General features: G+C 72.4%; 24 protein-coding genes. 8 read left to right on the top strand and 16 right to left on the bottom strand.

Annotation, left to right across the window (positions count from 1 at the left end):
* Window positions 1-120: 120 nt before the first annotated feature.
* Window positions 121-1,473 (top strand): serine/threonine-protein kinase, encoded by a 1,353-nt coding sequence (locus tag ACUYMY_RS00215; RefSeq protein ID WP_481701632.1) that lies wholly within the window; start codon window positions 121-123, stop codon window positions 1,471-1,473.
* Between the two features lie 19 nt (window positions 1,474-1,492).
* Here the strand turns inward: ACUYMY_RS00215 and ACUYMY_RS00210 are convergent, their stop codons facing one another.
* The 4 genes from ACUYMY_RS00210 to ACUYMY_RS00195 form a co-directional block, all read right to left on the bottom strand.
* The gene (locus ACUYMY_RS00210) at window positions 1,493-2,038 is read right to left on the bottom strand and encodes an SRPBCC family protein (protein ID WP_481701631.1); all 546 of its coding nucleotides are present in this window, start codon (window positions 2,036-2,038) and stop codon (window positions 1,493-1,495) included.
* Between the two features lie 5 nt (window positions 2,039-2,043).
* Window positions 2,044-2,877: an alpha/beta fold hydrolase gene (locus tag ACUYMY_RS00205; protein ID WP_481701630.1), complete on the bottom strand. Its 834-nt coding sequence runs from the start codon at window positions 2,875-2,877 to the stop codon at window positions 2,044-2,046.
* Window positions 2,878-3,004: 127 nt separating this feature from the next.
* Complete coding sequence (locus tag ACUYMY_RS00200) at window positions 3,005-3,832, bottom strand: sulfurtransferase (RefSeq protein WP_481701629.1); 828 nt, start codon at window positions 3,830-3,832, stop codon at window positions 3,005-3,007.
* A gap of 63 nt (window positions 3,833-3,895) precedes the next feature.
* Window positions 3,896-4,717 (bottom strand): oxidoreductase, encoded by an 822-nt coding sequence (locus ACUYMY_RS00195; protein ID WP_481704918.1) that lies wholly within the window; start codon window positions 4,715-4,717, stop codon window positions 3,896-3,898.
* A gap of 48 nt (window positions 4,718-4,765) precedes the next feature.
* On the opposite strand from ACUYMY_RS00195, the gene ACUYMY_RS00190 reads away from it, so the two are divergent.
* Window positions 4,766-5,974 carry an aminotransferase class I/II-fold pyridoxal phosphate-dependent enzyme gene (locus ACUYMY_RS00190; protein ID WP_481701628.1) on the top strand — a complete coding sequence of 403 codons (1,209 nt, stop codon included), beginning with the start codon at window positions 4,766-4,768 and terminating at the stop codon, window positions 5,972-5,974.
* Here the strand turns inward: ACUYMY_RS00190 and ACUYMY_RS00185 are convergent.
* From ACUYMY_RS00185 to ACUYMY_RS00160, 6 genes are all read right to left on the bottom strand, one after another.
* Complete coding sequence (locus ACUYMY_RS00185; RefSeq protein WP_481701627.1) at window positions 5,971-7,311, bottom strand: NosD domain-containing protein; 1,341 nt, start codon at window positions 7,309-7,311, stop codon at window positions 5,971-5,973. The genes ACUYMY_RS00190 and ACUYMY_RS00185 overlap by 4 nt on opposite strands.
* A 25-nt stretch (window positions 7,312-7,336) precedes the next feature.
* Window positions 7,337-8,680: a glycoside hydrolase family 32 protein gene (locus ACUYMY_RS00180; protein WP_481701626.1), complete on the bottom strand. Its 1,344-nt coding sequence runs from the start codon at window positions 8,678-8,680 to the stop codon at window positions 7,337-7,339.
* Window positions 8,681-8,715: 35 nt separating this feature from the next.
* Window positions 8,716-9,753 (bottom strand): LacI family DNA-binding transcriptional regulator, encoded by a 1,038-nt coding sequence (locus ACUYMY_RS00175; protein WP_481701625.1) that lies wholly within the window; start codon window positions 9,751-9,753, stop codon window positions 8,716-8,718.
* 43 nt (window positions 9,754-9,796) lie between these two features.
* Complete coding sequence (locus tag ACUYMY_RS00170) at window positions 9,797-10,729, bottom strand: carbohydrate ABC transporter permease (RefSeq protein ID WP_481701624.1); 933 nt, start codon at window positions 10,727-10,729, stop codon at window positions 9,797-9,799.
* Window positions 10,729-11,616 (bottom strand): carbohydrate ABC transporter permease, encoded by an 888-nt coding sequence (locus ACUYMY_RS00165; protein ID WP_481701623.1) that lies wholly within the window; start codon window positions 11,614-11,616, stop codon window positions 10,729-10,731. Before ACUYMY_RS00165 ends, ACUYMY_RS00170 begins: the two co-directional genes overlap by 1 nt.
* 63 nt (window positions 11,617-11,679) lie before the next feature.
* On the bottom strand, window positions 11,680-12,969 hold the full coding sequence (locus ACUYMY_RS00160) for an ABC transporter substrate-binding protein (RefSeq protein ID WP_481701622.1): 1,290 nt from the start codon (window positions 12,967-12,969) through the stop codon (window positions 11,680-11,682).
* Between the two features lie 358 nt (window positions 12,970-13,327).
* Here ACUYMY_RS00160 and ACUYMY_RS00155 point away from each other — a divergent pair, with 358 nt between their 5' ends.
* Complete coding sequence (locus ACUYMY_RS00155) at window positions 13,328-13,561, top strand: hypothetical protein (protein ID WP_481701621.1); 234 nt, start codon at window positions 13,328-13,330, stop codon at window positions 13,559-13,561.
* A gap of 11 nt (window positions 13,562-13,572) precedes the next feature.
* Window positions 13,573-14,778, top strand: coding sequence for a NosD domain-containing protein (locus ACUYMY_RS00150; RefSeq protein ID WP_481701620.1), 1,206 nt, complete (start codon window positions 13,573-13,575; stop codon window positions 14,776-14,778).
* An 18-nt stretch (window positions 14,779-14,796) separates the two neighbouring features.
* Here the strand turns inward: ACUYMY_RS00150 and ACUYMY_RS00145 are convergent, their stop codons facing one another.
* Together ACUYMY_RS00145 and ACUYMY_RS00140 are read right to left on the bottom strand one after the other, a co-directional pair.
* Complete coding sequence (locus tag ACUYMY_RS00145; RefSeq protein ID WP_481701619.1) at window positions 14,797-15,801, bottom strand: aldo/keto reductase; 1,005 nt, start codon at window positions 15,799-15,801, stop codon at window positions 14,797-14,799.
* Between the two features lie 34 nt (window positions 15,802-15,835).
* Complete coding sequence (locus tag ACUYMY_RS00140) at window positions 15,836-16,240, bottom strand: RNA-binding S4 domain-containing protein (protein ID WP_481701618.1); 405 nt, start codon at window positions 16,238-16,240, stop codon at window positions 15,836-15,838.
* A 75-nt stretch (window positions 16,241-16,315) separates the two neighbouring features.
* Between ACUYMY_RS00140 and ACUYMY_RS00135 the strand changes: the two genes are divergently transcribed.
* Window positions 16,316-16,465: a hypothetical protein gene (locus tag ACUYMY_RS00135; RefSeq protein ID WP_481701617.1), complete on the top strand. Its 150-nt coding sequence runs from the start codon at window positions 16,316-16,318 to the stop codon at window positions 16,463-16,465.
* Window positions 16,466-16,582: 117 nt separating this feature from the next.
* Here the strand turns inward: ACUYMY_RS00135 and ACUYMY_RS00130 are convergent, their stop codons facing one another.
* Complete coding sequence (locus tag ACUYMY_RS00130) at window positions 16,583-17,077, bottom strand: uracil-DNA glycosylase family protein (protein ID WP_481704917.1); 495 nt, start codon at window positions 17,075-17,077, stop codon at window positions 16,583-16,585.
* Window positions 17,078-18,516: 1,439 nt separating this feature from the next.
* Between ACUYMY_RS00130 and ACUYMY_RS00125 the strand changes: the two genes are divergently transcribed.
* The 3 genes from ACUYMY_RS00125 to ACUYMY_RS00115 all read left to right on the top strand — a co-directional run bounded on the left by ACUYMY_RS00125 (window position 18,517) and on the right by ACUYMY_RS00115 (window position 22,778).
* A complete protein-coding gene (locus tag ACUYMY_RS00125; protein ID WP_481701616.1) occupies window positions 18,517-19,545 on the top strand; it encodes an ABC transporter ATP-binding protein in 1,029 nt (342 codons plus the stop codon).
* Window positions 19,542-21,131 (top strand): ABC transporter permease, encoded by a 1,590-nt coding sequence (locus ACUYMY_RS00120; RefSeq protein ID WP_481701615.1) that lies wholly within the window; start codon window positions 19,542-19,544, stop codon window positions 21,129-21,131. Before ACUYMY_RS00125 ends, ACUYMY_RS00120 begins: the two co-directional genes overlap by 4 nt.
* A gap of 147 nt (window positions 21,132-21,278) precedes the next feature.
* Window positions 21,279-22,778 (top strand): DHA2 family efflux MFS transporter permease subunit, encoded by a 1,500-nt coding sequence (locus ACUYMY_RS00115; protein ID WP_481701614.1) that lies wholly within the window; start codon window positions 21,279-21,281, stop codon window positions 22,776-22,778.
* 85 nt (window positions 22,779-22,863) lie between these two features.
* On the opposite strand, the gene ACUYMY_RS00110 is transcribed toward ACUYMY_RS00115, so the two are convergent.
* The 3 genes from ACUYMY_RS00110 to ACUYMY_RS00100 form a co-directional block, all read right to left on the bottom strand.
* Window positions 22,864-23,646, bottom strand: a complete 783-nt coding sequence (locus ACUYMY_RS00110; protein ID WP_481701613.1) for an SDR family oxidoreductase — start codon at window positions 23,644-23,646, stop codon at window positions 22,864-22,866.
* Window positions 23,643-24,632 (bottom strand): GNAT family N-acetyltransferase, encoded by a 990-nt coding sequence (locus tag ACUYMY_RS00105; RefSeq protein WP_481701612.1) that lies wholly within the window; start codon window positions 24,630-24,632, stop codon window positions 23,643-23,645. The genes ACUYMY_RS00110 and ACUYMY_RS00105 overlap by 4 nt, the downstream gene beginning before the upstream one ends.
* A gap of 251 nt (window positions 24,633-24,883) precedes the next feature.
* Window positions 24,884-26,344, bottom strand: a complete 1,461-nt coding sequence (locus tag ACUYMY_RS00100) for a pirin family protein (protein ID WP_481701611.1) — start codon at window positions 26,342-26,344, stop codon at window positions 24,884-24,886.
* Window positions 26,345-26,510 lie beyond the last annotated feature (166 nt).

Below are 26,510 nucleotides of genomic sequence, written 5' to 3'. Positions count from 1 at the left end.
CGGCCCGCCGCCGTCGTGCGTGACACCTGTCCACAGGCCGGAAGGGACGCCGGGCGCACGCCCCTCGACAGCTAAACTTGACGGGGCATACGTGACGGGAGCAGGCAGGGAAGGCGGAGAGTGGCCGAGAGCGAGAACGACCACCATTCGTCCCTGCTCGGGGGGCGGTACCGGCTGCTCGACGTGGTCGGGCGAGGCGCCATGGCCACGGTGCACCGGGCCCACGACGAGGTCCTGGGCCGGGACGTGGCCGTCAAGACCTTCCGCGCGCACGCCCCCGACCCGAAGCACGAGCTGCGCCGGCGCGGCGAGATGGAGGTGCTCGCGCGCCTCACGCACCCGAGCCTCGTCCAGCTGTACGACGCCGGCACCGACGCGCTCGAGGACGGCACCCTGCGCGTCTCCTACCTCGTCATGGAGTTCGTCGAGGGCCAGGACCTGCGCCGGGTCCTCGCCGACGGCCCGCTCGCGGACGACGACGCGCGGCGGCTCGCGCTCGACCTCGCCGAGGCGCTCGCGTACGTGCACGCCCAGGGCGTGGTGCACCGGGACATCAAGCCCGCGAACATCCTCGTGCCGCAGGCCCCCGGCGCCGCCCCCGGCGCCCGGCTCGCCCCGGCGCGCCGGCGCGCGAAGCTCACCGACTTCGGGATCGCGCGGCTCATGGACGCGGGCCGGCTGACCATCACGAACACGACGATCGGGACGGCGAACTACCTGAGCCCCGAGCAGGCCCGCGGCGAGGCCGTAGGCCCGGCGTCGGACGTGTACTCGCTCGGGCTCGTGCTGCTCGAGTGCCTCACGGGCACCATGGAGTTCTCCGGCAGCGCGGTGGAGGCCGCCGTCGCCCGGCTCATGCGGGACCCGCGGATGCCCGCGGGGCTGGGCGAGCCCTGGTCGCGGCTGCTCCCGGCGATGACCGCCCGCGAGCCCGGCGACCGGCCGAGCGCCGCGCTCGTCGCGGCCGTGCTGCGCGGCGACGTCGAGCTGCCCGCCCCGGCGGCGGACCTGGGGGCCGGCGCGGCGACCGAGGTCATGACGCCCGCGGCCGGTACGAGCGTCCTGCCCGCGCGGCCCGGACGGCCGCCGCTCGTGGGTGCCGGTGCCGCGGCCGGCGCGGCCTCGGAACCCGCGGGCACCCAGATGCTCCGAGCCGCCGGAAGCCCATCGCCGTCGGCCGGCGCCCATGCGCCCCGCCCGGGCAGGGGCAGGAGACGGCCGTTCGCGTGGGCGACCGCGGCGGTCCTCGTCGTGGCGGCGCTGCTCGTCGCGGTGCCGCTCGCCCTGCAGGCCGGGCTCTCGAACACGGGCGCCGCGCCGTCGTCGCCCGCCGCGGAGCGGCCGTCGGCCCCCGCGACCCTCGCCCCGGCCCCCGCGCCGAGCCCGAGCGCGCCGGCCCCGAGCCCGAGGCCGGGCGGGGACGGCTCCAAGGGCAAGGACCGCGAGGCCGAGAAGAAGGGCAAGGACGGCTGATAGAAGCGGGGGACTCCGCTCAGCCCTCCCGGCCCGGGATGGGCGCGCCGCTCGGGAGCCCCGCGGCCACGTAGCCCTCGTACACCTGCTGCCAGTCGGGCGCGCCGGCGTCGGCGGGCCCGGCGTGCGGCCCCTCCGGGCGGCCGAGCTTCCTGGCCAGCGCGGCGAGGCACACGTGCCAGCCCGCCGCGTTCCGGGCTGCCGTCCTCGTGTCGCCGAGCCAGTTCCGCAGCGTGAGCTCGGCCTCGGCGTCGGAGCCCTCGACGAGGAACTCCAGGAGGTCCCCGCCCCACTCGAACGCCCAGCGGCGCGGCGGCTCCCAGTCCACGATCCGCTCGGTTTCTGCCTCGGCGCCGCGCGCCCGGTTCGGGTCACCGCTCAAGGTGACCCGGCCGGCGTCGTGCTCGAACCGCACGCTCGAGGGGAACCACCCGGCGAGCCCCTCCGCGGTGCTCACGGCAGCCCACGCCTCGGGGGCGGGCACGGGGTAGGAGCGGATGAACGTCACCGCCCCGCGCCCCTCGACCTCGGCGTACTGGCCGTCGAGCTCGTCGATCTCGGCCACGCGGCTCAGCCCCTGAGGAACCCGAGCAGCGCGTCGTTGACCTCGTCGGCGTGCGTCGCGCAGATGTTGTGCGGGCCGCCCTGGACCGTGACGAGCTTCGTGCCCTCCACGAGCTGCGGGATCCGGGGGGCGGAGGCGGCGAACGGCACGATGCGGTCCTCCTCGCCGTGGATCACGAGCAGGGGGACGTCGAGCTTGGCGAAGTCGGCGCGGAAGTCGGTGCCCCAGAGGTCGACGACGGCGAGCGTCGCGAGCGCCGATGCGCGGAACGCCTTGACCTTGTGCCCGAGCACGGCGCCCTCGCTCACCCGGTTGCCGAGGAGCTGGTCCGTGTTGAGGAAGTTCGCGAAGAAGTCCTCGAAGAAGCCGTAGCGGTCGGCGCGGATCGCGTCCTTGATCCCCTCGAAGACGTCCGTCGGGACGCCCTCGGGGTTGTCGTCGGCCTGCCGGAGGTACGGAGTGACGGAGCCGATGAGCACGGCCTTCGAGACGCGCTCGGAGCCGTGCCGGGACAGGTAGCGGACCACCTCGCCGCCGCCCATCGAGAAGCCGACGAGGACGGCGTCGCGCAGGTCAAGGTGGTCCACGAGCTTGGCGAGGTCGTCGGAGAGCGTGTCGTAGTCGAAGCCCTGGCTCGGGTGGTCCGAGCGGCCGAAGCCGCGGCGGTCGTACGTCACGACGCGGTAGCCGGCGTCAAGGAGCGCGAGGTGCTGGGAGTCCCACGCCTGACCGTCGAGCGGGAAGCCGTGGATGAGGACCACGGGCTGGCCGCTTCCGTGGTCCTCGAAGTAGAGCTGGATGTCCGTGCCGTTCTCCTGCCCGACGGTGACCTTGCCCATGCGTGCCCCTTCCGCTCCGTGCGGGGCCCGGCCGGCCCCCTTGGCATGCTACTCACGCACGACGGCGGCGGGTCAAGGAGCGTGCAGGGCGCGCCGGCCGCTCGGCGTCGGGGCCGCTGGAACGCGCCTAGCCCGCCGTCTCGACCGGCAGGTGCGCCGCGAGCCCATGCTGCGACCAGCCGCCGACGAAGAGCCGGCCGCGGCCCAGGCCCAGGTGCTCGAGGACCAGGAGGTTGTGGCAGGCCGTGACGCCCGAGCCGCAGTAGGAGACCACGTCCCGCGCCGAGGCGACGCCCGCGCGGAGGAAGTTCTCGCGCAGCCGCTCCGGCGGGGCCAGCGTCCCATCGGGCTCCAGGTTCTCCCGGCAGGGGACGCTCACGGCCCCTGGGATGTGCCCCGGGCGCGGGTCGATGGGATCCTGCCGGCCCTCGTATCTGTCCCGGTTCCGCGCGTCGACCACGACGGCCCCCGGGGACAGGGTCGCGTCGAGGTCGGCCAGCAGGGCCGAGGGCCAGGGCCTGGGCGTGAAGGTGCGGGCCCGGGTCGGGACGCTCCCCGTCTCGAGTGCGCCCCGGTGCGCGCGCAGCCCGCCGTCGAGAAGCGCGGCCGGATGCCCCAGGCTCCTGAGCATCCACACCAGACGGGCCGCGATGACCCCGCCGGCGTCGTCGTACGCGACCACGGCGTCGCCGTCGCCGATCCCGGCCTCCCCCATGCCGCGGGCGAAGACCTCGGGCTCCGGCAGCGGGTTCCGGCCGCCCTCAGGGGACGCTGGGCCGGACAGCCACCGGTCCAGGTCGATGAACACGGCCCCGGGGAGGTGCCCGGACTCGAAGGCCTCGCGGCCCGAGGACCCGTCCAGGTACCACCGTGCGTCGGCGAGCACGACGCGGCCCGCCTGCTCCTCGAGCCACTGCACGTCTACGAAGGGGGGTATCGAGTGGGGCGTCTCCATGGCACGAGCCAACCAGAGTCTCTCATGTTGAGACAGTTTGTCTCGGTATCCGGACTTTCTCACTCAGTGCCTGTAGGCGGTCCGCACGAGGAGGTCGAAGGCCCGGTCCGGGAGGATCTTGCGCAGCGCCATGAGCTGGGGCGCGCCGGCGCCGACGGCGTAGCGCGCCCGGGGGTGCCGGGACCGCACCGCGCGGACGATCGCCCGGGCGACGACGCCGGGCTCGGCGGCGCGGCCGGGGACGTAGGTCCCGGCCATGACCGCCGCGACCCGCTTGGCGGACTCGGCGTAGGCGGTCCCCTGAGTGCTCTCGAGCGCGGTGTCGACCGCCGTCGCGCTCCACTCGCTCAGGATCGGGCCCGGCTCGACGATCACGACCCTGATCCCGAAGGGCCGCAGCTCGATCCGGAGGGAGTCGGAGAGGCCTTCGACCGCGAACTTGCTCGCGTGGTACCAGGAGCCGAGCGGCTCGTAGAACTTCCCGCCGATCGAGGAGACGTTGACGATTGTGCCCGAGCGCCGCTCCCGCATCCCGGGCAGGACGAGCTGGGTCAGGCGCGCGAGGCCGAAGAGGTTGACCTCCATGAGCCGCCGCGCCTCCTCGAGCGGCACGTCCTCGAGCGGGCCGTAGGAGCCGTAGCCGGCGTTGTTGACCAGGACGTCGACCCGACCCGTGTCGCCGAGGATGCGCTCGACGCCGGCGGTGAGTGAGGAGTCGTCGGTGAGGTCGAGCGCGAGGGGGCGCACGCCGTCGTCCGCGAGCGGCTCGAGGCGGTCCAGCCGCCGCGCGGCGCCGTAGACCGTGTAGCCCGCGCGGGCGAGGGCCCTGGCCGTCTCGGCGCCGATCCCGCTCGAGGCGCCGGTCACGAGGGCAACGGGCAGCATGTCCATGGACCCACGCTACCCGCGCGGGCCTCGCCTAGTCTGGAGCGCATGAGACACCGCCTCGCCGCCTCGTCCCGCTCCCAGGTCCCGCCGTTCGCGGTCATGGACATCCTCGCGCGGGTCGATGCGCTGCGGGCCGCGGGCAGGGACGTCGTGAGCCTGTGCGCGGGCGAGCCCTCCGCGGGCGCGCCCGACGCCGTGTCCGCGCGGGCGGCCGAGGTCCACGGCTCGGGGCGGGCCCTGACCTACACGCCCGCGCTCGGCATGGCCTCGCTGCGCGCGGCGATCGCCGGCCACTACCGGCGCTGGTACGGGCTCGACGTCGACCCGGCCCAGGTCGCCGTCACGACCGGCTCCTCCGGGGCGTTCGTCCTCGCCTTCCTGGCCGCCTTCGAGGCCGGGGACCGCGTCGCGCTCGCCCGCCCTGGCTACCCCGCCTACCGGAACATCCTCGCTGCGCTCGGCTGCGAGGTCGTCGACGTCGACTGCGGGCCCGAGACCCGGTACCAGCCCACGCCCGTCCTGCTCGACGCCGCAGCGTCCGCGCACGGGCCGCTCGCCGGCGTCGTCCTCGCCTCCCCCGCCAACCCGACGGGGACGATGGTGAGCCGCCCCGAGCTCACCGCGCTCGTGGACTGGTGCGCGGCGAACGGCGCGCGGCTCGTGAGCGACGAGATCTACCACGGCATCACCTACCCCGACCCGGCCGCCGGCGAGCAGAGCCCGCGCGGCGTGTGCGCGTGGGAGCTCGATCCGGAGGCCATCGTGGTCTCGAGCTTCTCGAAGTACTGGGGCATGACTGGCTGGCGGCTCGGCTGGATGCTCCTGCCGGAGGAGCTCGTCGGCGCGGTCGACGCCCTGGCCGGCAACGTGGCCCTGTGCCCGCCCACGCCCTCGCAGCACGCGGCCGTCGAGGCCTTCTCCCCCGCCGCGTACGAGCAGGCCGACGGCTGGGTGGCCGGCTACGCCCGGACCCGCCGGACGCTCCTCGACGGGCTCGGCGCGCTCGGCTGGGGCCCGGCCGCCCCGGCCGACGGCGCGTTCTACCTCTACGCAGAGCTCGGCGATCGGCTCGCTCGTTTCGGGGACTCGCGCGAGTACTGCCGCGCGCTGCTCGAGGCGGAGGGCGTAGCCCTCGTGCCGGGCACGGATTTCGACGCCGTCCACGGCGGCCGCGCGGTCCGGCTCAGCTTCGCCGCGGGGCACGACGCCGTCGAGGCGGCGATGGAGCGGATCCTGCGGTTCCAGGCGGGTTAGGAGCCGACCGTGGGCGTGGCCCTCACGGCGTTGACTGCCCTGTCGGCGACGATCTGGGCCTCCGTTCCGGAGTCAAGGATCGTGTTCCGGGCTGATTCGGACTCAACCAAGACGGCCGTCACGGCGAGGCCGTCTGAAGCCTCGGTCGTCAACAGAGCGTCCACCTGAGCCGAGAAGCACGAGTCACTGGACGTGGCGTGCACGTCCATCGCCACCACGTGGTTGCTGGAGACGAAGTTTCCCATCCCCGCCGTCAGCCGGATGATGACCGGCGTCGCCCCGCTCGGCCGGATGCTCTGCGAGTCGATGACGTGGGAGAAGTGGTTGCCGACGACGGAGTTGTTGCTGCCGCTGACCCGGAGGAGTCCGTGGAGGTCGTCCACTCCGTTGTCGATTCCAACGAAGGGGGTCCAGGGCTCATGGTCGCGGAGGAAGTGGTTCGTGGCCACGAGGTTTTCCGAACTGTCCCCGGCGAGAATGAGCATTCCGGGATAGAACGAGTGCAGGCGGTTGTTGGTGACGCTTGAACGCCTGACGCCCTCGAAATGGACGCTGCTCGCACCACGGGGGAAGACGTTGTTCGCCGTGATCAGGAGCCCGCCATGGTTCTCCGCGTAGATCGAGTGGCCTTTGAAGCCTGCCCCGACCAGGTTGTCGGTGATCTTTGACGCCTGTCCCCACCCGCGCAACTCGATGCAGCTTCCGCATTCGGCGATGAAGTTGTCGTGAATGGACAGCGCGTCGGCGTTGTAGATGGTGAGGGCATGCTCAAGGTAGACGAATCCCATGCCGCTGATGCGGAACGAGTCATTGGCGCTCGCCACATAGATGCCGGTCTTGCCGTTGACGTAGGTGTTCTCGGGATGCATTCCCGAGCCATCCGCATCGAAGTGCAGCCCGTCGATGCAGAAATTGGAGAACTCCACCGAGCTGATCCGCGGGCTCCCGCTTCGCTCAATGTAGAAGGCGGCTCCCTTGGATTCATCCCCGTCTCCGCCGAAGGGAATGTCGACGATAATGCGGCTGCCCCCTGGCCACAGCTCATGCAGGTCGGGCCATTCCTCTTCGGGGACGTTGAACCGGATGCTCGACGAGGTAAAGCCGTGTCCCGAGCCCTGGATCTTGAGGAAGCTGACGTCGATCAGCACCTGCGTCCGCAGGTGGTAGTCCCCGGGCGGAAGGTAGATCACCGCGCCGGGCTTCCCTCCGTCGTTCGCATCGGTGTCCGTCTGCCGGTCCTTGATGTCGGCGATGATGCTGTTGATGACTTCGCCGACGTCCTCAGCTGGATTGCCGACGGGCCACGTCGTGACGTCGTAGTAGTTGTTGCTTGACATGGGTTCTTCCCCTTCGTGGCGGAGTTCAGCCGAGCGGGTAGGCCGTGCCCGCGGCATCGCGGGACGAGAGCGTGGCGCCGCCCTCCCTGGGGGCCGGGAACGCCAGGGCGCCGAAGGAGCCGATGATCTCGACGATGGGACCGTCGACGACGACTCTCACCGCGCCGCTGCACGGCACCGACCATTGCCCCATGTCGGCGGTCGCCGTCAGGGTGCCCCCCTCGGGCCCTCCGGTTCGCTCGAGCCGGAACACGTTCCGGATCCCCTCGTCGAGGGAGAGGCTTCCCCCCTGCTGCCATTCGACATCGAAGGCACCGCCCACCGGCATCCCGCGCTCCCGGAGCTCGGCGAGCGAGCGGCCCAAGCCCCGGCGCCCCTCCAGGCCCAGCGGGAGCCGGACCTCGAGCCGGTCCCCGACGAGCGCGAGCCTGTGCGGGAGGCTGTGCGCTCCGGCCCAGCCTGCCTCCGGATCGGAGACTTGGCGGAGCCAGTAGACCATCCCCGGAGTGCCCTCCTTGTCGCGGTAGACCGCCCCCGCGTAGTAGGAGGGGCCGTAGGTGAGCCGCCGCCAGGGCGTCTCGGCGACGAAGCGCCCCTCGACGATGTCGCCGAGGGCGTAGGCCTCGTAGTGCGGGCGCACCGGCTCCCAGACGGAGACGAGCAGCGCCCACTTCTCACCGACGCGGACAACCTGGGGGCACTCCCACACGGAGCCGGTCCACACGCCTTCGGTCTCGCTCGAGTGGCGCGAGGCGAACACGCCGTCGTAGCGCCACGCGGAGAGGTTGTCGGAGGTCCAGGTGTAGGCGAGCGCGGTCCCGTCGGGGCGGCCGGAGCCGATGACCATGCGCCAGCAGGTGCCGTCGTGGAAGACCAGGGGGTCCCGGAACGCCACCGACTCCTCGCCGTCGGGGAGCTCGGCGACGACGGGGCCCTTCACCCAGCCCGCCCACGTGGTGTCGCTGCCCGGGGCCGGCCACGCGATGCGGGCCCTGCCGATCTCGAAGGCGTCGTCGTCGACGGAGGTGTAGAACAGGGTGGCTGCGCCGTCGGGTCCGGTGGCGATGCTGCCGGACCAGCAGCCGCCGTCGCCCTCTCCGGGTTCGAGGGCAACGGGCCCGGTCGTCCACGTCAGGAGGTCGTCGGAGGTGGCGTGGCCCCACCGGCACTGCGGAGCCCAGCCGGAGGCTCCCGGGACGTGCTGGTAGAAGAGGTGGTAAGTGCCGCCGTGGAACGTCAGCCCCAGGGGATCGTTGATCCAGCCCGAGGGCGAGGTGAAGTGGAGGGCAGGGCGCGAGAGCTGGTGTCCCGTCCCGCTGCTGGGGTCCAGGGCGACGGGGCTTTCGTCAATCGCGGAATGCTGTGGCATGTCGTCTCTTCCGTGGAGGGGGTGTCGGGGGCTTCTCAGCCCTGACGGGGAGGGGCGACTGAGTCGCGGGGCACGAGCGGGCACGGCAGCAGGAGGGGCTCGAAGGGTCCGGCGGGCCGGTCGCTTCCCTCGGAGAGCATCTCTGCGGCGGTCTCGAGCGCCCAGGCCCCCATCTCGTAGTGAGGCAGGGCGACGGTGGTCAGGGCGGGGAAGAGGTTCGCGGCGATGATCTCCTGGTTGTCGAAGCCGACGATCGAGAGGTCCTCGGGGATGCTCAGGCCGAGCTCGCGGGCTGCCCGGTAGGCGCCCATGGCCATCCGGTCGTTGTAGCAGAACAGCGCTGTCGGCTGGGAGCGGGCGAGGATCTCCTTGGCGAGCTCGTAGCCCTCCGCGGGTTCCGAGACCGCTTCCCCCACGAGCTTCTCCTCGTACGGGATGCCGTGTTCGGCCAGGACCTGCCGGTAGCCGGCCAGGCGGCCGTGGGTCGCGGGGACGTCGTCGCTGTTGTTCAGGAAGGCGATGCGGCGGTGGCCTGCCTCGGCCAGGTGCCGGACCGCGGCGACGGCCCCGCCGACCTCGTCGGGAATGACGGAGGGGAGTGTGCCCGTGCCGTCGGTCGCGTCGATGAGGACGGCGGGCAGCCCGGAGAGGTTCGCCGGGAGGGAGATCTTCCGGTGGTACATCGTGGCGTACAGGATGGCGTCGACCTGCCGGTCGATGAGCGCCTGCACGTCGGCCCGGTGGGCTTCGGCGTTGTTCCCGCGCTCTGCGCTGACGATCACGAGGGTCAGGCCGTGGGCGCGGGCCGCCTCCTGGGCGCCGAGGATGATCCGGCCCGCATGGGGCGTGGTGGCGATCTCCTCGCTGAGCAGGCCGACGAGCCCGGACCTGCGGGTCCGCAGGGCCTGGGCCACGCGGTTCGGGCCGTAGCCCAGGCGCTGCGCCGCCTCCCGCACGCGGTTCTTGGTCTCTTCCGCGACGCGGGTATGCGGCGTCTCGTTCAGCACGTGCGAGACGGTCGTGACGGAGACGCCCGCCAGCTTCGCCACGTCCCGGATGCCCACGGTCTTCACGGTGTTCCTTTCTGTTCCTGTCGATGGCTGTCGCACGGGAGCCTCAGCCCTTGACCGCGCCGAGCGTCATGCCCGCGACGATCCTGCGCTGCAGGAACAGGGTGAGCAGGACGACGGGGATCGAGTAGACGGCGGCGAGCGCCGTCATGGGGCCCCAGTCCAGCCCGAACTGGGTCTGGAAGTTGGCGATGACCACGGGGGTGGTCTGGGAGCGCACCGCGGTGAGCAGGAGCGCGAAGAGGAACTCGTTCCACGAAGCGAGGAACGCGAAGATCGCGGTGACGGAGACCCCGCCCGAGACGACCGGGATGACGACCTTCCACAGCGCCCCGAGCCGGCTGCAGCCGTCCACGAGGGCGGCCTCCTCGAGGTCCCGCGGCACGGCGTCGAGGAAGCTGCACATGAGCCAGATCGACAGGGGCAGCGAGACAGTCGTGTGGGCGATCGCGAGCCCGATCGGGGTGTCCGCGAGGCCCACCGAGCCGAGCATCGAGGCGAGCGGGAGGCCGACGGCGACCGGCGGCACCATGCGCGTGACGAGGGAGGCGAGCACGAACACCGAGCCCGCCGGCGTCTTGAACCGCGTGACCGCGTAGGCGGCCGGGACGGCGAGCACGAGGGAGAGGAGCGTGCTCACGACGGCGGTCTGCAGGCTGTTCACGAACGAGGCCAGCACGCCGGGCCGGCCCAGGGCGCCCGCGTAGTTCTCGAGCGTCCACGTCGTGGGCAGGAGGGTGGGCGGGACGGCGATCGTCTCGCTCGGGGTCTTGAACGAGGTCAGGATGAGGTAGAGGAACGGGAAGCCGTAGAGGACGAGCGCCGCGGCGAGGGCGGTCCACAGGATGGCCCGGGTGCCGCGGCGGCGGGCCTCCAGCCCGCCCGCCTCGGCGGTGCGGCTGGCCCTGCGGACGACGCCGGCCGCGGCCTTGCGCGTCTGGCCCGCCTCGGTGCGGCGCAGGCTGGGGGCGAGGGTCATCAGGTGTCCTTTCCGGGCCGCCAGATCGTGGCGAGGGCGACGACGGCGACGGCGAGCATGGCGATCAGGTAGACGGTGCCCATGGCGCTCGCGAGGCCCGGGTCGCCGAAGCGGACCATGGTGCGGTAGACGAGGAGGCTCATGGTCTCCGAGGCCGACTGCGGGCCGCCGTTGGTCTGGATGAGGATCGTGTCGAACGCCCTCGCGGCGTCGATCCCGCGGACCACGAGGGCCACCGCGATGACCGGGCGCAGGAGCGGCAGGATGATGCGGAAGAGCAGCGCGGCGGGCCGCGCGCCGTCGAGCCTCGCGGCCTCGAGCAGCTCGGCGGGGACGTTCTGGAGGCCGGCGAAGAGCACGAGGCACATGAACGACGTCGTGAGCCACACGTCCGGGATGGCGACTGAGTAGAGCACGATCCCGGGGTCGGAGAGCCACCCGATCTGGTTGGGGTCCGAGAGGATCCCGGCCTGGGCCAGGAGCGCCCCGAGGAGGCCGAAGTTGTCGATCATGAGGAACTTCCACAGCAGGCCGGCCACGATCGGGGCGATCATGAGCGGGTACAGGAAGACCGTGCGGAACACCTGCGCCCGGTTCCCGAGGGCGGCGAAGACGAGGGCCATGGCCAGGCCGAGCGCGAACTCCGCGGTGACGACCACGAGGGTGTAGACAAGGGTCCGCCAACTGGCGCCCGTGAACGCCTCGGAGGCGAAGGCCGCGGCGTAGTTGGCCAGGCCCACGAACTCCCGCGGCCCGCCGGCCACGGGGGAGATGCTGAAGAAGCTGTCGTAGACGAGCCGCACGAGCGGGTAGGCGACGAAGAGGGCGAGGAAGGCCGCGGCGGGTGCCATGAGGAGCAGCGCGAAGCGGCGGTCGGTGAGGCGCATGGGTGGTCCTTCGCTGGGGACCGGCGCCGGTGCGGGGGATCGACCCCCGCACCGGCCCCGGGGCTAGGGGTTGACGATGCCTTCGACCTTGGCCTTGGCCTCGGCGAGGAGCGTCGCGGAGTCTCCGCCGGCCACGGCCTTCTGGAGCATCGGGACGAGGACGGTGTCCACGATCTGCTGCCACTTGTCGGTCGCAGGGCGTGTGGCGGTGGCGCGGGCGCTGAGCGTCTCGACGAGCGGGCCGAAGCTCTCGTAGCCGGCCTGGTCCTGGAACTTCTCGTAGGCCGAGACGCGGGCGGCCAGGCCCAGCTTGGAGCCGATCGCGAGGTCGTTGTGGTCGAAGGCGCACTTGACGAAGGCCTTGGCGTTCTCGGCGTTCTTCGTGGCCTTGGGCACCGAGAGGTACCAGGGGCCGGGGATGCCCGCGACGCCGGCCTCGCCGCCGATCATGGGGGCGACGCCGACCTTGCCGGCCACGGGCGAGTCTGCCGGGATCTGCCGGTAGGCGTGGGCCCAGAAGCGGGTCATGGCCGTCTTGCCCTGGTAGAAGAGGTTCTGCGCGGCGGCCCAGTCGACCTGCGCGGCGCCCGACGGCGCGGACTTCGCCAGGCTCACGTAGAAGTCGAGGGCCTTGCGGTGGGCCTCGTTGTCGATGATGACCTTCCCGTCCTTGTCGAGGACGACGCCGGGCGAGCCCGCCTGGAGCACGTGGGCGAGCCACTCGGTCTCGACGCCGCCCTTGACGTCCGTGCCGAACATACCGTCCTTCGTGAAGAACTCCGCGGCGTCCTGGTACTGCTTCCACGTAGTCGGCGCGGCGAGGTCGTAGCCGTAGCGGTCCTTGAAGGCGGCCTTGTTGGCCGGGTCCTCGAAGAGGTCCTTGCGGTAGAAGAGCACCTCCGCGTTGGTCCACACGGGCATGCCGACGAAGTGCCCGTCCGGCTTCGCCTCTGCCACGAGCGCCGGGAAGATGTCCTTCTTCGCCTCGTCGGTGAACAGGTCGTCGATCGGCTGGACGGCGTCCTTGACGTTCGGCAGCCAGACGGAGTCCACGGCGGCGACGTCGAAGGAGACCTGGCCCGAGGAGAACTCGCTCGTGAGGCGGTTGAAGAGACCCTCGTACGGCAGCTCGACGAACGTGGTCTTGATGCCCGTGTCCTTCTCGCACTGCTCGGCGATCGGGGTGAGCTCGGCGTGGCCGCCGGCCTCGACGAGGACTGTGACGGACTTGCTGTTCGGATCAGAGGTGGGGCCGCCCACACCGCACGAGGTGAGGGCGATGGCGGTGACGGCGGCACCGGCCAGCAGGGTGCGCTTCAGGGCGCGGTGTGAGGACAGCACTGTCTGCTCCATTCGGAAGGGGTAGCGGGTGCGAGATGCGGGGGTTGGGGGGTGGAAGTCGCTGCCAGCCGGCTGCGGGGCCTCGATCCCGATTCGGCCGGGTGACAAATCGTTCTGCTAAAACGACTTGGCACGAAGGTAGGGCCTGCCGCGGCATGCGGTCAAGAGGTCGGGTGAAAAATCATTTTGGCAGGCGGAAATCCGGGGGACGGCAGGAGCAGAATTCACCCTCTTCTGACCCTTGCAGACACCCGCTGCATGGCCCTATCGTGCTGACCACTGGGCCCTGAAGAATCGTTTTGGCACCGTTTGGCTCCAGCCACGTGCTCAGCTGTCCCAGCCCATCCCCTGCTCAAAGAGGAGTGAGTCCATGCTGCGTCTCGACCCCTACCGACCGACCTCCACGCCGTCGTCCCTCGGCGTCCCGCCCGGGCACTCCCGCCGCACCGCGCTCCGGCTCGGTGGCGCCGCAGCCCTCGCCGCGGTGGCCACTCTGGGTAGAGGCCGCCTCGCCCATGCCGCACCGCCCGCCCTCGTGCTACAGCCGCCCTCCCCGCCCGGCCCCCGGCCGGATGGCTACGCCCGCATCGTCGGCATGCTCTGAGGCGGCAATCCATGGCAACCGTCTATGACGTGACGACCTGGACCGTTCCCGGCAACCCGGGACTGACCGCCGCCTACGATATCGGCGCGGTGATCAACAGCATCATCGCGGACGTCAAGGGCCAGCAGACCAGCCAGGCCTCGAAGCCGGGCGCGGTCATCTACATCCCGCCCGGGGACTACTCGCTCAAGACCCGCGTCACCGTGGACGTCAGCTACCTGACCATCCGCGGCTCGGGCCACGGCTTCACATCGTCGAGCATCCGCTACAACGCTGGGAACACCTCCTCGTGGCACGAGGTCAACCCGGGCGGGAGCCGCATCCGGGTCGAGAACACGGACGGCCACGCGGAGGCATTCCGCGTCGCCCGCGGCGGCGACCCGCGGCTGAGCTCGGTCACGTTCGAGAACTTCTGCCTCGACGGCGTCTCCTTCGTCCCGCATCAGAACTCGTACCTCAACGGCAAGACCGGCATCCTCGTGGACACGGCCAACGACGCACTGCGCATCGAGGGCATGGGCATGGTGTACCTCGAGCACGGACTCGTGGTGCGCGACGCCGACGCCCTGCGGGTCAGCGGGAACTTCCTCGCCGAGTGCGGCAGCTGCATCGAGCTCGTCGGCTCGGGCCAGGCCTCCGCCGTCACGGACAACCACCTCGGGGCCGGCTATGTGGGCTTCAGCCTCTTCGCCGAGGGGCACGCGGGCCTGCTCGTCGCGGCCAACAACGTCTTCCCGCGCGGCAAGAGCCTCGTCCAGCTCAAGAACTGCTCGCGCTCCACAGTCACGGCGAACCGGCTGCACGGTTTCTACCCGGGCCTGATCGTGTTCGAGGGCGCGTGCGACGAGAACCTCGTCCAGGGCAACCACCTCGTGCGCCAGCCCGAGCCCTGGGGACCCATGCAGCCGTACGGCAACGGGCGCGACGACCTCTTCGGACTCGTGCACGTGCGCGGCAGCGGCAACACGATCACGGGCAACCACCTCAGCTACGACGTCCCCTCCGCGCAGGTGGCCCCGTCCGGGGCGACGCCCACCATGGTGCTCGTCGCCTCCGGCAGCGGGAACTTCATCGCCACCAACCACACGCGGGCGTCTGTCCCGGTCAAGACGGTGGTGCTGGACGCTTCGACGTCCGGCTCGATCGTCCTGGACTCGGGCACCGGAGACCAGTTCGTGCACCACGGCGCCGCGCACTCCTTCCGCGCGACGCCGTAGCCCCCTCCTCCCGGAGGTTCACCCGAGGGGCGCGAACTCCTCCGTGTCGACGTCGGCCTGGGCCGCAGGGGCGTACCGCGGGCCGGAGACGGTGCCCTCGTTGACGAGCTCGTCGACCCGGGCGAACACGTCCTCAGGCAGCTCGAGCGAACCGGCCGCAAGGTCCTCGTCGAGGTGCGCTGCGCTGCGCGTGCCCGGCAGGGCGATGACGTGATCGCCGCGGGAGAGGACCCAGGCGATCGCAAGCTGCGCTGGGGAGCACCCGGCGTCGGCCGCGAGGGCGCCGAACCGGTCGAGGAGGGCGAGGTTCTCGGGCCAGTGGTCGGCGTCGAAGCGGGGCAGGGAGCGGCGCAGGTCCCAGTCGGGCAGCGTGCCCGGGTCGCGGAGCACGCCGCCGAATGCGCCGCGGCCCACGGGGCTGAAGGCGACGAACGCGATACCGAGCTCGCGGCAGGCCTCGAGCGTGCCGAGCTCGGGGTTGCGGGTCCAGGGGGAGTACTCGCTCTGCAGCGCCGCGACGGGGTGCTCGGCGTGGGCGCGGCGCAGCGTCTCGGCGCTGATCTCGGAGAGGCCGACGGCGCCGATCTTGCCCTCGCGCTCGAGCTCGCCGAGCGCGCCGACGCTCTCCTCGATCGGGACGGTCCTGTCCCAGCGGTGCAGGTAGTAGAGGTCGATCCGCTCGGTGCGGAGGCGCTCGAGCGAGGCGTCGACATGGGCGCGGATCGCCTCGGGCCGGCCGTCGATGACGCGCTTGCCGTCGCGGGAATACATCCCGCCCTTCGAGGCGAGGAAGAACTCGCCGCGGCGGGACGAGAGGGTCTCGCCGAGGAGCGTCTCATTGGCCGTCGCGCCGTAGATCGTGGCGGTGTCGAAGTGGGTCACGCCGGCGTCGAGGGCGTGGAGGAGGAGCTTGGCGGCGTCCTCGCGGGAGGGGAGCGGTCCGTACGCCTGGTTGAGGTTCATCCAGCCGAAGCCCACGGGCCCGACGTGCCTACCGGCGATGCTGCGGGAGTTCTCGGTCATTCCTCGATCCTTGCATGGAGGTGACGCTGTGCTGTCATGGGGCGTCTCCGTGGCCGCGCAGCCTCTCCATGTCCCGGCGGTCCTTCTTCGTGGGCCGTCCGGTGCCCCGGTCGCGCTGGGGCAGGCCGAGGAACGGCGCCGGCGGGCGCTCCGGCGTGTGGTCGGTGTAGCACCGCGACGCCGCCTCGGCGCCGACGCGCTTGACGATGAGCACGTGTACCTCGAGGATCCGCTCGAAGCCGCTCTGGCGGAGGCGGATCGTGTCCCCCGGGACGACCGTCTGGGAGGCCTTGACCGGGTTGCCGTTGAGCCTCACATGCCCCGCGCGGCATGCGGCGGTCGCGGCCGAGCGGGTCTTGAAGGCCCGCACGGCCCAGAGCCAGGAGTCGATCCGGACGGCTGATGCGGTCGTCGAGGCGGGTGCGTGGGAAGCGGCCATGGTGCCCAGCATCCTACCGGCGTATCGTCAGGGGATGGGGGGTGACCCCATGAGGGATGGCCAAAGGAGTTCAGCATGCCCGACAAGCAGCCCCATCAACCCGAGCAGCACAAGAAGCCGTCGAAGACGATCAAGGAGCAGCGCGCCGCCAAGAAGGCCAAGAAGGCAGGAGCCTTCGACACCGATCCTGTCGCGCACCTGCGCAAGCCGCGCTCGAGCAAGTAGCCACAGGACACCAGCACTGCCACGCCAGACACACGACGGCGGCCGCGAGAGCGACCGCCGTCTTTCTTGTCTGCGCCTGGTTTCCCTCGGGGGCATATGCCCACGAGGGGATTCTTCCTATCGGCCGGTCTGCAGGCCCGCCCGCGCCATGGCGTCCGCGTAGGCGCGGCCCATGTCGATGAGCCACTCCGTCTGGCGCTCCTTCGAGCCGGCGAACGCCCGGCCGTGGAGGGCGCGTGCCTTGTAGACCTTGAGGCCGCGGCGCCAGATGAGCGGGTTGTCCGTCTTGAGCAGCATCTGCGCGAGGCGGTTCGCCTCGGTGCCGTGGGCGACGATGGCCGAGGCGCGCGGGACGAGCTTGAGGAACGCGAGGAGCGGCTTGAGGCCCGCGTTGACCTGCTCGGGGGTCAGCTTCCCGTTGGCCTCGCCCGGGGTGTACCAGGGGTGCACGTTCCACGGCATGATCCACTCGGGACGCAGGCCGAGCTGGTACTGCAGGCCCAGCAGACGCGTCGAGGCTGCGTCGTCGCCGGCCCACACGTAGCCCCGCGGGTTGGCCTCGCCCGTGTTGGAGAAGAGGCTCACGATCCGGCACTCGTCCACGGAGTGCATCGGGTCCACGTAGGGGACCTCGAAGCCGGGGCGCAGCTTGCGCAGGAACTCGACGTGCTGGTTCACGGGGGCGATGTTCGGGGCAAAGTTGGGATCCGCCGAAATGGGGGCCTCCGCCACCGAGATGGGGGCCTCCGCCACCGAAATGTCGGCCTGTGCCTCCGAAGTGGGGGCCTGTGCCTCCGAAGTGGGGGCCTCGTCCCCCGAGATGGGGTCCTCCACAGCCGAGATGGGGGCCTCCACGGCAGAAACGGGGGCCTCCACCACGGCTGGGACGGCCTGTGCCGAGGCCGCCGGAACAGCGGACAGCACAAGCTCCAGCTCCGCGGCCGCCCGGAGGGCCGCCTGCTCGGCGGCCGAGGACGCGGCGAGCGCCTTCTGTGCGGCCTGCTCTGCAGCCGACGCCTCGGCGGCAGCAGCCTTGGCCGCGGCGGCCTTGGCCACGGCGGCGGTGACAGCGGCCTTCGCGGCGGCGGCGGCGGCGTCGGCCGCGCTCCTGGCTCGCTCCGCGGCGGCGCGGGCCTCGACGACAAGCGTGTCGGCCACCGGGGCGCCGGGCGCGGATCCCGTGGACGGCGCAGGGTCCTCGACGGCCGGAGCCGCGACGGCGGGCGAGGGCTCGGCGGAGGAGGCCTCGGCAGCCGGAGCCGCCGCAGCGACGGGAGCCGCCTGCACAGAAACGGTCCCCCCGACGGACACGGGAGCCGGCGCCTCGGCCTCCTCCCGCGCGGCCAGGCCCGCGCGCCGCTCGGCCACGGTCGTCACGATCACTTCGGAGGCCGCCCCGGCGCGGCTCGTGGACTTCTTCGCGGGGGCCTTGGCCGGAGCGGCGGCCTTGGACGTGGCCGCTGTCTTCGCCATCGTGGCCTTGGCAGTGCCCCGCTTGGGCTCCGGCTTGGGCCGCACCGGCTCATCGAGGTCGTCGTCGTCCTCATCGTCGAAGAGGTTGTCGAAGAGGTCGTCGAAGTCGTCGTCCTCGTCGTCGTCGACCTGCGGGCTGTAGCCGAACCCCTCCTCGTACTTGGCGTCGAGTTCGGAGCGGTAGTCGAAGTCGTCGTAGTAGTCGGGCTCGGCCAGGGCGGTCATGAGGGCGGGGGTCTCCTCGTCTCGGGCGGGCGCGGGCCGGCTGCGGGCGCGAGAAGTCGCGTCCGATCCGGACTGGTCTGGGGGTGGCTCGGCCCTCGGGGGCTGAGCTGTACGAGTCTAGCAACTCGCGGTTGCCGCCCATTCCCCCAATGTTCACCCAAGCCAAGCCTCCCCGCGCCCTCGCGCGCGTTCCCGCCCGCGGACTTGGTCGCCGTCACATGAGCCGACGGCGTGTCGCGCGCCTCCGGGCGTGTCGCCGGGGCGCCCGCACCCCGCGCAGCGAGGGGGCACAGCACCGGCATGAGGAGCCCCCGCCCCTCGCCGCGGGGCCCACCCGGGCCTACGATCGCACCATGAGCGCCGTGAGCATCACCGGTCTCGTCAAAACCTTCGGTCGCGTCCGGGCCCTCGACGGCCTCGACCTCGAAGTGCGCGAGGGCGAGGTGCTCGGCCTGCTCGGCCCGAACGGCGCGGGGAAGTCCACGACGCTGCGCATCCTCCTCGGCCTCCTGCGCGCGGACTCGGGCCGAGTCGAGTTGCTGGGCGGGGACCCGTGGCGCGACGTCGTCGCCCTCCACCGGCGCGTGGCGTACGTCCCCGGCGACGTGAGCCTGTGGCCCCAGCTCACGGGCGGGCAGGCGATCGACCTCATGGGCCGGCTCCGCGGCGGCCTCGACGAGGCCCGCCGGGCCGAGCTCATCGACACCTTCGAACTCGACCCCTCCAAGCGCGGCCGCACCTACTCGAAGGGCAACCGGCAGAAGGTCGCGATCGTCGCCGCGCTGTCCTCCCGCGCCGAGCTGCTCATCCTCGACGAGCCCACCGCTGGCCTCGACCCCCTCATGGAGGCCCTGTTCCGCGAGGAGATCCGCCGCGAGAAGGCCGCGGGCCGCAGCGTGCTGCTCTCTAGCCACATCCTCGCCGAGGTCGAGGCCCTCGCGGACCGGATCAGCATCATCCGCCAGGGCAAGGTCGTCGAGACGGGCACGCTCGAGCAGATGCGCAGCCACGCCCGCACGAGCGTCGCCGCGACCCTGCGCGGCGGCACCGACCGGCTCACCTCGGTGCCCGGCGTCCACGACCTCAGCATCGAGGACCACCGCGTCCGCTTCACCGTGGACGCCGAGAGCCTAGGCACCGCCATGAACACCCTCGTCGCGCACGGCGTCACTGCGCTGACGGTGACCCCGCCGAGCCTCGAGGACCTCTTCCTCCAGCACTACGGCGAGCGGATCCCGCCGTCGCCCGAGATGGCGGAGCGCGACGCCGGCGAGCCCGCGCGGGCGGCGACGGGCGACGCCGGCCGGCAGCCCCGCCGTCGTCCGCGCCACCGCGGCACTGCCCCCGAGGAGGAACTGCCCCAGGACGGGGGCAAGCCGTGAGCCAGCTCGCCGGCACCGGCCGCCTCACCCGCTTCGCCCTGCGCCTGGACGTGTGGAAGCTCCTGCCGTGGGTCGTGATCATCTCGGCATTCCCGCTCGCGTCCTTCTCGGCCTACGACTCGCTCTTCCCGACGCCGCGGGACGCGCTGGTCCTCGAGGTGAGCATGCAGACCAACCCGGCGTTCACCCTCCTGTTCGGCCACGCGACGAACCTCGACACGGCGGCCGGCTTCACGACGTGGCGCATCCAGGTCTTCGGCATGTTCTTCACCGCCCTCATGGCCGTCTTCACCGTCACCCGCCACGCACGCGCCTCCGAGGACTCGGGCCAGGCCGAGCTCGTCGACTCCGGCGCGGTGGGCCAGCACGCGCGCCTGGCCTCGGGCGTCCTGCTCGCGTGGGCGGCCTCGGCGGCGGTCGCCGCGCTCCTCGCCGGGACGCTCACCGCCGCGGGCGCCGCTGGAGAGGATGCCCTGGCCCTGGGCGGGTTGCTGGGCGGGATGGGCATCGCATTCGCGGGGATCGCGGCAGTCACGGCCCAGATCGGCTCGTATGCCCGCACGGCGAACTCGCTCGCCGCCGCCGTCCTCGTGGCGAGCTACGTGCTGCGCGGGCTCGGGGACACGCTCGAGGACGCCGACTGGCTCCTGTGGACCAACCCGATGGGCTGGGCGGAGCTCATCCGCCCCGTCTCGGAGAACAACCCGGGCCCGTTCGCCCTGCTCGTCGCCTTCGGGATCGCGGCGGCCGTCCTCGGCGGGTGGCTCGCGGGCAGGCGGGACTTCGGCGCCGGGCTGATCCAGCAGGGCACCGGCCCGGAGCGGAGCACGGCGGGCATCTCGCGGCATACGGTGCGGCTCAGCCGCGGCCCCATCGCATCATGGCTGCTGACGTCCGCGCTCCTGGGGCTCGTCTACGGCCTCGTCGCGGGCACGATGTCCGGCTTCTTCTCCGAGAACCCCTTCGTCCAGCAGATCCTCGCCGCCCGGGCAGCGACCGAGGAGGACCTCGTGTTCGCCTTCGTCAAGATGCTCACGTTCATCATGGCGATCGTCGCGGCCGTCTTCGGAGTCCAGCTGGCCCTGCGCTTCGCCGCCGAGGAGGACGAGGGCCGGGCCGAGTGGGTCCTCTCGGCGTCCCTGGCCCGCACGCGGTACCTCGGCCCGACGGCTGCCGTCGCCCTCGGCGCCCCGACCGTCGCCGTCGCAATGAGCGGCGCCGTCCTGGGCACGACGGCGGTCGCGACCGGGACCCGGACCGAGGCGTGGCTCGTGTTCCTCCAGACCCTCGCCCACGCGCCGGCCGTGTGGCTCGCCGCGGCCCTCGCGCTCGCGCTCGTCGGCGCCGCGCCCGCGCTGCGCTGGATCGCGTGGCTCGCGCTCGTGTACTGGATCGTCCTGACGCTCTTCGGGCCGGTGCTCAAGGCGCCGGAGTGGCTCATGGACACGAGCCCGTTCCACGTGGTTCCCCGGATCACGGCGGACGACGCCGACTGGGCGCCCGTCGCCGTCGTCCTCGCGATCGCTGGGGTGCTGGTCGCTGCCGCGTTCGCGGCGTACCGGAGGAGGGACCTGCGGACAGCATGAGTCCGCAGGAGGCGCCGGGCTGTGCCCGCGCTGCCGAGGAAAGTGAGAGACTGATGTCTCCGGTCCCGGCGGGAATCATCCCGGGATCCGGGCGGTTTGCACCCACAAGACGTTGCCTCCCCGAAACTCTTTCACCCAGGAGCTCCCTTGCCCTCCGCATCCCAAGAATCGCCCGCGGGCGCCGGCCACCCCGGCTCCGCGGCAGAGAAGCATCCGATCAGCCGCGAGAACCGCCTGGTCGTCACGGTGCTCGTCATCGCGGCGTTCGTCGTGATCCTCAACGAGACGATCATGAACGTGGCCCTGCCGCGGCTCATGGCCGAGCTCGCCGTCGACGCGACCACGGTCCAGTGGCTCGCCACGGCCTTCATGCTCACGATGTCCGTGGTCATCCCGACCACCGGCTTCCTCCTCCAGCGCCTCTCGACCCGCGCCGTCTACCTCCTGGCCATGGGCCTGTTCAGCGCCGGCACGCTGCTCGCGGCCCTCGCGCCGGGCTTCGGCGTCCTGCTGCTCGCGCGCATCGTCCAGGCCTCGGGGACGGCGATCATGATGCCCCTGCTCATGACGAGCGTCCTGCACCTCATCCCGGTCGCGCGCCGCGGCCAGGTCATGGGCACCGTGAGCATCGTGATCTCGGTGGCGCCCGCCATCGGCCCGACCCTATCCGGGATCATCCTGCAGTTCCTCTCGTGGCGGTTCATGTTCCTGACGGTCCTGCCCATCGCCCTCGCCGCGCTCCTGTACGGCGCGACGAAGCTGCGCGGCGCCCCCGAGGGCGAGCGGCCGCGCCTCGACGCGCTCTCCGTCGTCCTCACCGTGCCGGCGTTCGGCGGCGTCGTCTACGGGCTCAGCCAGCTCGGCGGCGAGTCCACGGGCGGCCTCGGCCCGGCCATCCCGCTCGCCGTGGGCGGCGTGGCCCTGGCCGCGTTCGTCCTGCGCCAGCTCGCGCTGCAGCGCTCGGGCTCGCCGCTGCTGGACCTGCGGGCCTTCACCTACCCGATGTACACGATCGCGACGGCGCTGCTCATGGTCGGCATGATGGCGCTGTTCGGCGTCGTGATCCTCCTGCCCATCTACCTCCAGCAGCTGCGCGGCCTCGACACGCTCTCGACCGGGCTCCTGCTCCTGCCGGGCGGACTCGTCATGGGCCTGCTCGCGCCGACGGTGGGCAAGTGGTTCGACCGGGTCGGCCCGCTCCCGCTCACGCTCACGGGGACCTCGCTCATCACGGGGGTGCTCGTCGGACTCAGCTTCCTGCGGTCGGACAGCCCCGTGTGGATCGTCCTGGCCCTGCACATCGCGATGTCCCTGGGCCTCGCGCTGCTGTTCACGCCGACGTTCACGAGCGGCCTCAACCCGCTCCCGCGCCACCTGTACAGCCACGGCTCGGCGATCCTGAGCACCCTCCAGCAGGTCGCCGGCGCGGCGGGCACCGCCCTCCTCGTGGCCGTCATGGCCGCGACGACCCACGCCGCCGCCGTGGAGCTGCCCGCGCAGGACGCCGCGGTGGCCGGCTTCCGGGCCGCGTTCCTCGTGGCCGCGGCCGCCGGAGCCGTCGCGATCGTGCTCGCGGCGTTCCTGCGCAACCGCGTGCCCGAGCACGCCCCGGCCGGGGAGTCCGCGCCGTCGCCCGCCGCCCACTGACGGACTCCGGGCGAACCGAAGGCCCCGCCCGGTCCGCGCAGTCCTCGCGCGGCGCCGGCCGGGGCCTTCGCGCGTCCGGCGCAGTCTAGCCCGCCGAGAACCCGCCGTCGGCCTTGATGAGCTGCCCGTTGATCCACCCGCCCGGCCCGCTCAGGAGGAAGCCGACGACGCCGGCGATGTCCTCCGGCCGGCCGAGCCGCCCCCAGGGCTGGCGGGCCGTGCCCGACGCCCGCACGGCGTCGTCCATCCAGCCCGTGTCGATCGGCCCCGGATTGAGCACGTTCGCCGCGATCCCGAGGTGCCCCAGCTCGCGCGCGGCCGCGAGCACGATCCTGTCGAGCGCGCCCTTGCTCGCCCCGTAGGGCAGGTTGTGCACGGTGTGGTCCGAGGTCAACGCCACGATCCGCCCGAGCCCCGCCCACTCGGGCGGGAACTGCTCGGCGAAGGCCCTCACGAGCAGCCACGAGGCGCGCGCATTGACCGCGAAGTGCCGGTCGAAGGACTCGAGCCCCGTGTCGAGGATCGAGGAGTCGACGGACTCGGCGTGGCTCAGCACGAGGGCCCGCACCGGCCGCTCCGCCCCCGCCTCGGCGAGCAGCCGCGCGGGCACCTCCGGGTCGGCGAGGTCGGCCTCGAGGGGGCGCACCGCGGCCCCGAGGCCCCGCAGCTCCTCGGCGAGCAGCCCGACGTCGTGCGGCCGGACGCCCCACGGCATGCGCTCGTCGTAGGGGGACCAGTACGCGAGGGCGAGGTCCCAGCCGTCTCGGGCGAGACCGCGCGCGATCCCCGCCCCGATCCCCGCGAGGCGCCCGACGCCGGTCACGAGCGCGAGCGGTCGGCCCGCCGCTGCGTCGGCAGGGCCCGTCACGGGCGGCGCTCGTAGACGACGGTGGTGCGGAGGGCTCGGAAGCCGACCCGCTCGTACAGCCCGACGGCGCCCGTGGGGCTCTCCGAGTCGACCCCGAGGTCCGCGAGCTGGTAGCCGGCCTCCCGCGCGGCGACAAGGACGTCGGCGAGGAGTCGGCTCGCGAGCCCGCGCCCGCGCGCCCTGCGCCGGGTCCCGACGAGCGCGACGTAGAGCTCCCCAGGGACGAACTCGTTGCACAGCACGTAGGCGTCCACGGCCTCGTCCGGGCCCAGCGAAGGGTCGGGGCTGAGCGCGACCCGGCTGAGCGCGGGCCGGAAGCTGCGCGCCGCGAGCTGGTCGGCCCACCGCGCGGCGTCGCGCTCGACGGCGCCCCAGTGGTCCGAGAACGCCTCGTTGTGCGCCCGGCGCGTACCCTCGGCGTGCTCGGGCCCGAGCGGGAGGACGACGGCGTGGTCCCCGGCGCCGCTCTCGGCCGGCGCGGGAGCCGCCAGGCCGTGTGACGGGGGCGCCCAGCCCGCGAGCTGTATGCGCATGTCCTGGAAGTATCGGGCCGGCCCGTAGCCGCGGGCGGCAGCCAGCCGCACGGTCGAGGAGTCCGGCTTGCCGCACCAGACGGAGTACACGAGGGGCAGGCTCGGGTAGCGGTCCGCGGCCAGCTCGGCCGCGCGGGGCTCGATCCAGTCCATGACGGCGCGGCCGAGGCCGGCGCCGCGCCATTCGGGGTGCACGCCGCCGGAGAGCGAGGCCTTGGCCATCCGGTCCGCGAGCCCCTCCGAGACGCGCAGCTGCCCGTAGGCGACCATGGTGTCCCCGTCCCAGGCCGCGAGCGTGTCAAGGGCGGGGTCCACCCCGGGCTCGGCGAGCTCCTCGACGAGGTCCTCGGGCTCGTAGAACTCGTCCGTGTCGTCGACGCGGGCCAGGAGGTTGCTCAGCTCGGCCCACGCGGGCGCGTGGGCAGGCTCGATCGGCTTCCAGACAACGCTCATGGCGCTCCTCGCAGGGGCGAGCTCCGGGCGGAAACCCGGGCGGCAGACGGGTGCTCCCACGCTAGCACCGGCGCCGCCGGGGAGGCAGCCGAGCGGGTCCACAGCGTGTGAACTTCTGGCGACAAGTTATCCACAGGCTGGGGAGAAAACCGTGGATACCCGCCGGTCACCGCGAACAACAGGCCTGTAAGTTATCCACGCGGTGGACAAGCCTGTGGAAATCAGGGCCCCTGTGACAGTGCGGCGGAATGTCAGAGCTCGAAGCCCTCCACGACGAGGTCCTGGTAGTCCGGGTGGCGCTTGAGGAACCCGCGGACGTAGGGGCAGTAGGGCCGCACGCGCTGGCCCTTCGAGCGCACGTCGTCGAGGGCGTACTCCACGAGCCGGCTCGCGAGCCCGAGGCCCGAGAACTCCTCGCCCACCTCCGTGTGGTCGAAGGCGATCACCGCGCCCTCGTCCTTGAGCCGGTACTGGGTGAAGCCCGCGGTCACGTCGCCCACGCGGACCTCGTAGCGGTGGCGCTGCGGGGTGTGGACGATCGAGACGACGCCCTGCTCTGCTGCGTCCGTCGGTGCCTGGCTGGCCATGGTGTCCTTCCTGTCGGATTCTGCGGTCGTGCCCCGGCCGTCGCGCGCCCCGCCGCGCGGGCGCAGCCGGACGTTCGGCAGGGCGGGGGCGGGCAGGGCAGCCTCGCCCCCGGTGAGGTCGACGACGGGACCGAACGGCTCGCCGTCGTGCGTCGCCGCCCCGCCCGGCTCAGCCGCGTGCGGCTCCGCGCCGATCTGCGCCTGCCACTGCGAGCGGAAGGCGACGACCTCCTCGTGCGAGCGGCCGACAAAGTTCCACCACATCGTGATCTCCTCGCCGAACGGCGGCCCGCCGAGGATCATGACGCGGATCCTTCGGCCGCCGGGGTTCGCGAGCCGCACCCGCGCGCGGCCGGGCGCCGCGTAGGCGAGGTGGGCCTCGGCGACGGGCGCGCGGTCGAGCTCCGCGGCGCCGCCGTCGGGCAGGAAGGCGTGCTCGAACTCTGTCGCGAGGTCGAGGTCGACGGCGGCGCCCGGCCCGAGCGAGAGCTCCGCCCCGAGCAGGGCCGAATAGGTCCGGACGGGGGAGGCCGAGCCCTGCAGGGCGCCGAGGAAGACGCGCAGCTGGGCGGGCGCGGTTGTTCGCGCGGCGCTGCCGTCGCCGCCGTCGCCACGGCTGCCGCTGACGTCCTCGAGCACGACGGCAGGCGGCACGTAGCGCTCGAACCCCGGCTTCGCGCCGCGGAACGGCCCCGGGAGCGCCGTCCACAGCTGCACCCCGTGGAGGACGGTCGTGGCCGGTGTCGAGTACTCGGAGTGGTTGATGCCGCGGCCGGCGGTCATGAAGTTGAGCTCGCCGGGCCGCACGAGCGCGTGGTGCCCCGCGCTGTCGCGGTGCTCGACCTCGCCCGAGAAGAGCCAGCTGATGGTCTGCAGCCCGGTGTGCGGATGCGGGGGGACCTTCATGCCGCCGGTCGCGGAGACGTCGTCGGGCCCGTAGTGGTCCGCGAAGCACCACGCCCCCACGAGTGAGCGCTGCTTCGAGGGGAGCGTGCGGCGCACGGGCATCGCCCGCGGGCCGCCGAGGGGGACGTCCCGCGGCTCGATGATCTCGAGGGCCTGCTGGGGGCCAGCTGCCTCGGCGCCGCAGAGGGTCTCGGCGGGGTCAAGCTCCAGGTTGCTCATGGGTGGACACCTCCTGTGCCGAGCCTACTCCCGCCCTCCGACAGCCCACACCGCCGTCCACTTTCCAACAGGCGTTACCCCCAGAGTTATCCACAGGTGGGGACAAGTTCGGCGGTGCTCCACGGGGTGCGGCACCAAGTCGGGGGCTAGAGGGTGAACAGCCCCT

This window comes from Sinomonas sp. T428B (assembly GCF_056780155.1).
The sequence above is the reverse complement of the archived record's forward strand: the minus strand, read 5'-3'. Positions and strand labels throughout refer to the sequence as shown.